General features: G+C 68.6%; 8 protein-coding genes. 3 read left to right on the forward strand and 5 right to left on the reverse strand.

The window, feature by feature from the left end; genetic code table 11:
- Positions 1-173 precede the first annotated feature (173 nt).
- Positions 174-371 carry a hypothetical protein gene (locus ACWEKS_RS40935; RefSeq protein ID WP_379402444.1) on the forward strand — a complete coding sequence of 66 codons (198 nt, stop codon included), beginning with the start codon at positions 174-176 and terminating at the stop codon, positions 369-371.
- A gap of 19 nt (positions 372-390) precedes the next feature.
- Here the strand turns inward: ACWEKS_RS40935 and ACWEKS_RS40940 are convergent, their stop codons facing one another.
- The 3 genes from ACWEKS_RS40940 to ispG form a co-directional block, all read right to left on the reverse strand.
- A complete protein-coding gene (locus ACWEKS_RS40940; protein WP_452345090.1) occupies positions 391-2190 on the reverse strand; it encodes a penicillin-binding transpeptidase domain-containing protein in 1800 nt (599 codons plus the stop codon).
- Between the two features lie 87 nt (positions 2191-2277).
- Positions 2278-3141: a GNAT family N-acetyltransferase gene (locus tag ACWEKS_RS40945; RefSeq protein ID WP_452345091.1), complete on the reverse strand. Its 864-nt coding sequence runs from the start codon at positions 3139-3141 to the stop codon at positions 2278-2280.
- Between the two features lie 233 nt (positions 3142-3374).
- Positions 3375-4508: a flavodoxin-dependent (E)-4-hydroxy-3-methylbut-2-enyl-diphosphate synthase gene (gene ispG / locus ACWEKS_RS40950; RefSeq protein WP_379386894.1), complete on the reverse strand. Its 1134-nt coding sequence runs from the start codon at positions 4506-4508 to the stop codon at positions 3375-3377.
- A 256-nt stretch (positions 4509-4764) separates the two neighbouring features.
- Here ispG and ACWEKS_RS40955 point away from each other — a divergent pair, with 256 nt between their 5' ends.
- A complete protein-coding gene (locus ACWEKS_RS40955) occupies positions 4765-5439 on the forward strand; it encodes an endonuclease V (protein ID WP_452345092.1) in 675 nt (224 codons plus the stop codon).
- Here the strand turns inward: ACWEKS_RS40955 and ACWEKS_RS40960 are convergent.
- A complete protein-coding gene (locus tag ACWEKS_RS40960) occupies positions 5414-6616 on the reverse strand; it encodes a M50 family metallopeptidase (protein WP_452345093.1) in 1203 nt (400 codons plus the stop codon). The genes ACWEKS_RS40955 and ACWEKS_RS40960 overlap by 26 nt on opposite strands.
- Positions 6617-6638: 22 nt before the next feature.
- Entirely contained in the window at positions 6639-7778 is a 1140-nt protein-coding gene (gene dxr, locus ACWEKS_RS40965) for a 1-deoxy-D-xylulose-5-phosphate reductoisomerase (protein WP_354837629.1), read from the reverse strand.
- A gap of 93 nt (positions 7779-7871) precedes the next feature.
- On the opposite strand from dxr, the gene ACWEKS_RS40970 reads away from it, so the two are divergent.
- Entirely contained in the window at positions 7872-8156 is a 285-nt protein-coding gene (locus ACWEKS_RS40970) for a DUF2631 domain-containing protein (protein WP_379386585.1), read from the forward strand.
- The last annotated feature ends 360 nt before the right edge of the window (positions 8157-8516 follow it).

Below are 8516 nucleotides of genomic sequence, written 5' to 3' on the forward strand. Positions count from 1 at the left end.
AACCGGAATGCGGCAGCACACTTGCGGGTTGCCTCGGCATAAGTGACCGATTACCGTTTCTTCCATTGGCAAACAGTCAGCCAACCCTTAATGAGCATCGGATCACCACCGTGTTCGCCGATAGCGGCGAACGTTCGGGTCTCCCAACTCATCCCCAAACAAGGGAGAGGGACATGAAGCGCTCGGCCCTTCTGCTGATCACCACCGCAGGCATGATCCTCGCCGGTGCGGGCGTCACCGAGATCCTCGGCGACGCGTCCAGTGACGGACCACCCGTCCAAGCCCTTGCCGACCAACGCTTCGTGACCGACAACTTCGGCGCGATCCATCCCGTCGCCTGCTCGCGACTCGACACCTACAGCGAGCGCTGACCCCGCCGGGCGGTCGTCCTCAGTAGCCCGGAGGCAGCGCCGCGAGCATGTCCCGCGTCACCACCACCGCATTGTCCGAACTGCCACCGCGCACCAGCAGGGTCGCCCAGGCCAGATCACCGCGGTAGCCGATGAACCACGAGTGCGAACCGCCGTCCACCTCGGCCTCACCGGTCTTCCCGTAGACCTCACCCTGATCCACGATGCGCTCGGCCGTACCGCCGAGCACCACCTTGCGCATCATCAACCGCAACCCGTCGATGATCTCCGGCTTCAACTTCGGCCGATCACCCGACACCTGGGTCGGATGGCCCGCGATCAGATACGGCACAGGCGTCGAACCGTGCGCCACCGTCGCCGCCACCATCGCCATGCCGAACGGGCTGGCCAGCACCTTGCCCTGACCGATGCCGTCCTCGGCGCGCTGCACCGGATCATCGTCGGCCGGCACCGAACCCGACACCGTCGGCAGGCCCGCCATCGTGTAGTCCGGACCCAGCCCCAGCGCGGCCGCGGCCGTGCGCAGATCCTGGCCACCCAGCTCCGAGGCGAGCTTGGCGAACGACGTGTTGCAGGAACGCTCATAGGCGGTCGCCATGGCCACGTTGCCGACGCTGAACAGGTCGTAGTTGGGAATCGTGCGCTCCCCCACCACGATTCGACTCGGGCACGGCACCACGGTGTCCGGGGTGGCGTGGCCGGCGGTCATGGTCGCGGCGGCGGTCACCGTCTTGAAGGTCGAGCCCGGCGGATAGAGGCCGATCGCCGCCACCGGGCCGTCGGCATCGGCCGCCTCGTTCTGGGCGATGGCCAGCACCGCGCCGGTGGACGGTTGCAGCACCACCATCATGGTCTGCTCGGTGCGGGCATCCACCGCGCTCTGGGCGGCGTTCTGGATGTAGCGGTCGACGCTGAGCGAGAACGACGGGGAGGTCTGGGGATCGACCTCCTGCAGCACATCGGTGTCGACGCCATTGGCATTCACGGTCACCACGCTCCAGCCCGCCTTGCCGTCCACCTCGTCGATGACGGTCGTGCGGACCTGGGTCATCAGGTCGGGGGCGAAGTGGCGGTCGGTGGGGACCAGATCGAATTCCTTGCTGAAGGTGACCCCGGACAGCCCCAGCAGCTGCGAATTCACCTCGCCGAACTCCCATTCCGAGAGCAGCGCCGCGGTGTAGGCGCCGTCGGCCTTGCCGGCCGCGCGCAACAGCGAGTCCGGGGTGAGATGCGCGTCGAAGCGATGCAGGGCGTTCGCCAGCGCCGCGGAGACCCTGGTCGGATCGGACGATGCCGACGGTTTGAACAGCACCCGGTACAGCGTGCCCGGCACCATCACGTCACTGCCCGAGCGTTCGTTCACCCGCGCCCGGGGCGCGGGATTCGAACGCAGTTGCAGCGTCTGGGTATTGCCCAGCTGCGGGTGGATGTCGGCGGAGGACCAGCGCACCTGCCACTGCCCGTTGGCGCGGCCCATCTGCAGCTGGCCCTGGTATGTCCAGACGCGGTCCTTGGGCAGATGCCATTCGTAGGTGTAGTCGACGATGGCGGTGTCACCGGTGACGCGGGCGGCGCCGGTGGTGGCCACCAGCTTCTCCGCCTGCAGCTGGTCCCACGCCGAAGCCAGTGCGGCACCGGCCTTTTCGGGCTGGCTGGTGCGGTCGGCCGCCGCCTGCACCTCGTGGTCGGCGAAGGCGGAGACGAAGGCCTCGGCCGCCTGCGCGGGGCCCTGCGGACCCGACGAGCAACCGGCCGCGGCGACGGTGACCGGGAGGGCGACCGCGGCGGCGATCAGCGTGATGAAGACCCGTGTTGACATCGAGTCAGATGCTAGAGCCAACTACTGGCAAACCGGCGCGACACACTGCACCGGAACGGATTTCATGCTCACATCACAGAGTGTGGCTCAATCCAGCAGCACGGTCGCAAAGGTGGCGACCTGACGGAACCCCACCTTGCTGTACGCACGGCGCGCAATTTTGTTGTAGCAGTTGACATATAGGCTGGCCGTGCGCCCGGAGGAGACCACCACATTGGCCACGGCCGCGGTCCCCGCCGTGCCGTAACCCTGGCCGCGCTTGTCCGGATGGACCCATACGCCCTGAATTTGTCCGGTGCGTCGCGACAACGCGCCGACTTCCGCCTTGAAGACGACCTCACCGTCCTCGAATCGTGCCCAGGCCCGGCCGGATTCGATGAGCCCCGACACCCGGCGGCGATAACTGCGCCCGCCGTCGCCCGTGCGCGGATCGATCCCGATCTCCTCGGTGAACATGGCGACCGCCGCGACCAGATACCGGTCGATCTCCTCGGGCCGCACCCGGCGCACCCGCAAATCCGGCGCAATATTCGCGGGCCGTTCCAGCGCGAGCAGCGGCTGATCCTCGCGCACCTCCCGCGGCGTCCCCCAGTGCTCGGCCAGCAACTCCCACAGCGGCAGAGCCAGCTCACGCCGCCCCACCACCGACGAGCACAGGCGCGGGCCCTTGATCGCACGCTCCGCGAAGGCCTTCATATCGTCGCGACCACCGCGCAGCGGAACCAGATTCGCGCCCGAGAAACACAGCGACTCCGCCGGCCCACCCCGGGTCCACAGTTCGCCGTACACCCCGCGCGGGTCCAGCCCGTACTCCTGCAGGCGCGCGGCGACCATACAGGTCGCCACCGGATCGGTGTCGAGCACACGCAAGACCTGCGTCAGATCGCGGTTCGCGAGCTGACGGGTCCCGGACGTCCGGCCCCTGCGAGTCGGCTCCAGCACACTCCGCACGCTCACAGCCTGCCAGAACTTCCCGCCCCGCGCCGCACGATTGTCCCCAACCGCCCACCCATCAGGCAAAAGCCCCAACCCCCAACCCAATCCAACCCCTCGGTACGACATCCGCCCCACATCACTCCGGAACGCGGCGGCCGGTACGGGTCCCGGGCCGAGGCGCGAACGACGAACGGCCCGGGCGGCAGCGGCGGTGATGCCGATGCGGACCGGGCCGGGTTGAGGTGTGGCTAGCCGGCGGTGACGACCGGAGCGCCGGATTCGGTGGTGTCGCCCATTTCCTCGGCGAGGCGCATGGCCTCCTCGATGAGGGTCTCGACGATGAGGTGCTCGGGGACGGTCTTGATGACCTCGCCCTTGACGAAGATCTGGCCCTTGCCGTTGCCGGAGGCAACGCCGAGGTCGGCCTCGCGGGCCTCACCGGGGCCGTTCACGACGCAGCCCATGACGGCCACGCGGAGGGGGACCTCCATGCCTTCGAGACCCGCGGTGACCTGGTCGGCGAGGGTGTAGACGTCGACCTGGGCGCGGCCGCACGACGGGCAGGAGACGATCTCCAGCTTGCGGGGGCGCAGGTTGAGGGACTGGAGGATCTGGGTGCCGACCTTGATCTCCTCGGCGGGCGGGGCAGAGAGGGAGACGCGGATGGTGTCGCCGATGCCCTCGCTCAGCAGGGAGCCGAACGCGACGGCCGACTTGATGGTGCCCTGGAAAGCCGGGCCGGCCTCGGTCACACCCAGGTGCAGCGGGTAGTCGCACTGCGCGGCGAGCTGGCGGTAGGCCTCGACCATGATCACCGGGTCGTTGTGCTTGACCGAGATCTTGATATTGCCGAAGCCGTGCTCCTCGAACAGGCCCGCCTCCCACAGCGCGGACTCGACCAGCGCCTCGGGGGTGGCCTTGCCGTACTTCTCCAGCATCCGCTTGTCCAGGGAGCCGGCGTTGACGCCGATCCGGATCGGAATGCCCGCGTCACCGGCCGCCTTGGCGACCTCCTTGACGCGGCCGTCGAACTCCTTGATGTTGCCCGGGTTGACGCGCACCGCGGCACAGCCCGCGTCGATGGCGGCAAAGATGTAGCGCGGCTGGAAGTGGATGTCGGCGATCACCGGGATCTGCGACTTGCGGGCGATGGTCGCCAGCGCGTCCGCGTCCTCCTGACGCGGGCAGGCCACACGCACGATGTCGCAGCCCGACGCGGTCAGCTCCGCGATCTGCTGCAGGGTGGCGTTGACGTCATGGGTCTTGGTGGTGGTCATCGACTGGACCGAGACGGGGAACTCACTCCCCACTCCGACATTGCCCACCATCAGCTGGCGCGTCTTGCGCCGTGGTGCGAGGACGGCCGCCGGTGCGGCCGGCATCCCCAAAGCGATGGCACTGCTCACGATCGGCTGCCTACTTTCGACTAAGTCCTCACCCTTACCGGCTCCGAGCTTACCGAGACTCGAATACCGGTCGCCCTGTGACGGCGGCGACAAGGGTACCCGCGCCGGCTACAGGACTCGGAATCGGCCCGGGGCCTACGGTTCATATTCGTTGCAATCGACGCGAAGGTTTACGCTCCGAAAAGTGAAGGTAGCGAATCCAGATCCGTGGCCGGCGACACCGGAAGAGGCAGTGGCACTGCAAGATCGGCTGCGCGCCCGGGTGATCGCCGCCAACCCCCGGCCCCCGGAATTCCGGACGATCGCGGGGCTTGACTCGGCCTATGACGACGACGGCAATGTGGCGGCCGCCATTGTGGTGCTGGACGCCACCACGCTCGAGACCGTCGAGACCGCCACCGCGCGCGGCACCACCGATTTCCCGTACGTGCCGGGCCTGCTCGCCTTCCGGGAGCTCCCCACCACCCTGGCGGCACTCGAAAACCTCACCGTCACACCGGATCTGCTCGTCTGCGATTCCCAGGGCCTGGCCCACCCGCGACGCTTCGGCTTCGCCTGCCACCTCGGCCTCCTGACCGGCGTGCCGACCATCGGAGTCGCCAAGAACGCCTGGGGCGACTTCGAGGAGCCCGCTCCCGAGCGCGGCGCCTCCACCGTCATCACCATCGACGGCGACCCGGTCGGCCGCGCCCTTCGCACCCGCACCAACGTCAAACCGGTCTACGTCTCGGTCGGCCACCTGATCGACCTGGATACGGCCTGCGCACAGGTCCTGGCCCTGACCCCGGAGTACCGTCAGCCCGAAACCACCCGCCGGGCGGATCGGCTCTGCCGCACCCTGCTGCGCGAGATCGCCATAGAATCCGCAAGCGCGCCAACGGCTATGGGAACAGTTTCACCGGATTGACGATGTCGGCGACCAGGGTGAGGATCATGTAGGCGCCGCCCATGACGACTACGACGTAGGTTGCGGGGAGCAGCTTCAGGTAGTCGACCGGGGCGCCGTCGGGGAGGCCCTTGCGGTTACGGAAGAGGTTGCGGAGCTTTTCGTAGATGACGACGGCCATGTGGCCGCCGTCGAGGGGGAGCAGCGGGAGCAGGTTGAAGGCGCCGAGGAAGAAGTTCAGGCTGGCCAGGGTCAGGACGAACATCGACCAGAGGCCGTGTTCGGCGGTCTCGCCGCCGATCTTGGAGGCGCCGTAGACGCTGACGGGGGTCTCGGGGTCGCGGGTGCCGCCGGTGACGGCGTGCCACAGGTCGACGACCTTGGAGGGCATCTGGGCCAGGGATTCGACGGTGCGCACCGCGATCTGGCCGGTGAACGCGCCCGATGCGGGAATCGCGCTGAGGATGTTGTGCTGGACCGGCGCGTAGTAGTCCTGGCCGACGCCGACCTTGGCGACGGTCTTCGGGGTGCCGTTCTTGTCGGTGTAGACCGTTGCCATCTGCGGGGTGACCTGGATCGGCAGCGTCTTGCCGTCGCGCTCGACGGTGTATTCGAAGGTGCCGGTCTGCTTCTCGGTCTGGGTGCGGAAGTCGTTCCAGGTCTTGATCGGGACGCCGGCGACCGCGGTCACCCGGTCGCCGCGCTGCAGACCCGCGAGCTGGGCCGGGCCCTGCCCGGTGCAGGGCAGCAGCGACTGGTCGGGAGCCATGTTGGCCACGCAGCTCATCGCCCCGAGCTGGGTGGCCGGCGGCTGATCGAAACGCGGCAGCCCCCACCCCACCGCGAGCAGCACGATGAGCAGGTAGCCGATGAGGAAGTTCATCAGGATGCCGCCGGACATCACCAGCAGCCGCTTCCAGGTGGCCTGCCGGTACATGGCCCGGTCGAGCTCCTCGGGTTCGAGCTCGTCGAGGGCGGTCATGCCCGCGATATCGCAGAACCCGCCCAGCGGCAGCGCCTTGAGACCGTACTCGGTCTCGCCGCGCCGCCAGGAGAAGACCTTGGGCCCGAAACCGATGAAGTAGCGCCGCACCTTCATGCCCGTGGCCTGCGCGGTCCACATGTGGCCGCATTCGTGCAGGGCGACCGAGGCCGTGATCCCGAGGGCGAACAGTACGAAGCCGATCGCGTAGACCATCCGGTTCCGAGCCCTCCTGCTGTCAGCCGCGCACGATCGTGCGTGCGGTGTCGCGCGCCCACGTATCGGCCGCGAGCACCTCGTCCAAGCTACCGGGTTCGGCGCTCCAGCGGTCGGCGGACTCGACGACGCGCGCGACGGTGCGCACGATGTCGGGGAATCGGATGAGTCCGTCGAGGAAGGCCTGCACGGCGATCTCGTTGGCGGCGTTGTAGACCGCGGTCACGCAGCCGCCGGCCTTACCGGCCTGGCGGGCCAGCTCGACGGCCGGGAAGACCGTGTTGTCGACCGGCTCGAAAGTCCAGGTGGAGGCGGTGGAGAAGTCGCACGCGGCGGCCGCGCCGGGAACGCGGTCCGGCCAGCCCAGGGCGAGCGCGATGGGCAGCTTCATATCGGGCGGGCTGGCCTGGGCCAGGGTCGAGCCGTCGGTGAAGGTGACCATGGAGTGCACGATGGACTGCGGGTGCACGGTGACGTCGATGCGGTCGTAGTCGATGCCGAACAGCAGGTGCGTCTCGATCAGCTCGAGGCCCTTGTTCACCAGCGACGCCGAGTTCAGCGTGTTCATCGGCCCCATGGACCAGGTCGGATGGGTCTTGGCCTCGGCCGGATTCACCGATTCCAGCATCTCGGTGGTCCAGCCGCGGAAGGGTCCACCGGAGGCGGTGAGCACCAGTTTGGCGACCTCGCCCGCGGTGCCGCCGCGCAGGCACTGGGCCAGCGCCGAATGTTCGGAGTCCACGGGCACGATCTGTCCCGGCTTGGCCGCCCGGGTCACCAGCGAGCCGCCCGCCACCAGAGACTCCTTGTTGGCCAGGGCGAGTCGCCGCCCCGATTCCAGCGTGGCGAGGGTGGGCTCCAGGCCGAGCGAGCCGACCAGCGCGTTGAGCACCACGTCCGCGTCGGTGCGCCGGACCAGCTCGGTCACGGCGTCCGGACCCGACAGCGCGACACCGAGTTTCGCGGCCGCCGCCTGATCGGCCACCGCCACGTTGCCGGTCCCGGTGGCCGCGATCTGCTGGGCCAGCAGGTCCGCATTGCCCCCGCGCGCCGCGAGACCCACCACTTCGAAGCGGTCGGGGTTGGCCGCGATCACCTCCAGTGCCTGCGTACCAATCGAACCGGTGCTGCCCAGCAGCAGAACTCTCACAACGTCGGACACGGATCCATTGTCCCCTGCCCCCTGCTCGCTACGACGCTGGGTCGTATGTCACGATATTGGCCAGCAATCGATTCGAGCCGTAAAGGAGCCACAGTGGCCGCCACGGAACTGGAACCCGCGCACCCCTCTGAGGTTGTCACCAAGGTCGACACCGCCGAGGTTCCGTCCGCCGCGTGGGGCTGGAGCGGCGAGTCGCGCCGTACCGCTCGCGCCGCCGGCTGGGTCGTCGTCGTGATCCTGCTGGCCATGCTGTTCGAGAACCAGCAGGGCAGCTCCTCGGGCACCGGCAATGTCGGTTACATCTTCCTGGTGCTGTTCGCAGCCGGTCTCGCCTTCGTGCTGATCCGCGACTCCATCGTGTCGCGCCGCCCGCGCTAGTTCGATACGAAATCCCTTGCCCCACGGACATGTCCGTGGGGCATTCGGGTTTTGCCGGACCCTTCCGGCAGCACCGCCAACGAATTCGGGCCGGATCGCCCCCAAGCGATCCGGCCCGAATTCTGTTGTCACGCAATGCCTCCTGCACCGGCACTGCTGCTCGCCGCGGCGGGCGCGCCGCCCGCCGCGGCCCGGCCGGACCGTGGTGGTCCCGGTCCGGCAGTCGTTCAGCGGCTAGCTGGCCGGGGTGGAGTCCGGTGCGTTCAGGCGGTTGAACAGGCCGATGCCGACCGCGATGGCGGCGGGCCCGCCGACACCGATCAGACCGGCCGCGGCGCCCAGCGGGATGCCGATCGCGGC

This window comes from Nocardia sp. NPDC004711, assembly GCF_053601595.1.